Source organism: Azonexus sp. (genome assembly GCF_036170495.1).
In the GTDB taxonomy this organism is placed as follows: Bacteria; Pseudomonadota; Gammaproteobacteria; order Burkholderiales; family Rhodocyclaceae; genus Azonexus.
Genome location: NZ_JAVHPH010000077.1, coordinates 1 through 1,189, shown reverse-complemented (window position 1 = coordinate 1,189; position 1,189 = coordinate 1). Strand labels below are relative to the sequence as shown.

2 protein-coding genes are annotated in these 1,189 nt (G+C 60.6%); both read right to left on the bottom strand.

What is annotated here, in order from left to right:
• A partial coding sequence (gene dnaG, locus ADADOO_RS02510; protein ID WP_511274733.1) for a DNA primase occupies positions 1-694 on the bottom strand: 694 nt, incomplete at its 3' end.
• A 6-nt stretch (positions 695-700) separates the two neighbouring features.
• Entirely contained in the window at positions 701-1,147 is a 447-nt protein-coding gene (locus ADADOO_RS02505; protein ID WP_511274731.1) for a GatB/YqeY domain-containing protein, read from the bottom strand.
• Positions 1,148-1,189: the final 42 nt, after the last annotated feature.

Below are 1,189 nucleotides of genomic sequence, written 5' to 3'. Positions count from 1 at the left end.
AGAGCGGGGTTTCCGGTGAATTGAGGTATTTCGGTTCGCCCTGGTCGATGATGCGGCCGCCGAAAGCGATGATGTCACCCTTGGGGTTGATGATCGGGATCATCAGGCGGTCGCGGAAGCGGTCGTAACGCCGGCCGGATTCGTTCTCGATGACGAGTCCGGCCAGCTTGAGTTCTTCGCTGTTGTAGTCGGGAAAGGCTTCCTGCAGGTTCTGCCAACCATCCGGGGCGTAGCCCAGACCGAAACGGGCGGCGATTTCGCCGGTCAACCCGCGTTTCTTGCAATATTCGATGGCGCGCGGCGAGGCCTTGAGCTGGTCTTTGTAATACTGCGCGGCGCGGGCCATGGTGTCGATCAGGGTCCGCGTCTGGCCGGGCTTTTCATCCTTGAAGCTGCGCCCTTCGCTTTCCGGTACCGGCATGCCGGCGCGGGTCGCCAGATCCTTGACCGCGTCGACGAAGCCGAGTCCCTGGTATTCCATGACGAAGCCGATCGCCGTGCCGTGGGCGCCGCAGCCGAAGCAGTGGTAGAACTGCTTGGTCGGGCTGACCGTGAAGGATGGTGATTTTTCGTTGTGGAAAGGGCAGCAGGCGGCGTAATTGGCGCCGGCTTTCTTGAGCGGCACATAGCTGTCCACCAGGTCGACGATGTCGACCCGGGCCAGCAAATCCTGGATGAAGGAATCCGGGATCACTGTCTTTTAGCCAGCAAGCGCCGCCTTGACCAGTTTCGAGACGTCGGCCATGTCGGCCTTGCCGGCTAGTCGCGGCTTGAGAATAGCCATCAGCTTGCCCATGTCGGCCGGGCCCTTGGCGCCGGTTTCGGCGACGGCGGCGGCAACCGCAGCGGCGGTGTCCTTGGCGCTCATTTTTTCCGGCAGATAGACGGCGAGGACGGCGATTTCAAACTTTTCAGCATCGGCCAGTTCCTGACGGCCGGCGGCTTCGTATTGGGTGACGCTGTCCCTGCGTTGTTTGGTCAGCTTTTCGATGATGGCGATGACAGCGCTGTCATCAAGTTCGACCCGTTCGTCGACTTCCTTTTGCTTAAGGGCGGCGAGCAGCAGACGGATCGCGCTCAGCTTGGCCGTTTCCTTGGCCTTCATGGCCGACTTCATGTCTTCGGTGATGCGGGCTTTCAAACTCATTTTGGGCTTTCTTAAAGCAAAGAGCCGCCAGCTGTTGGGCGG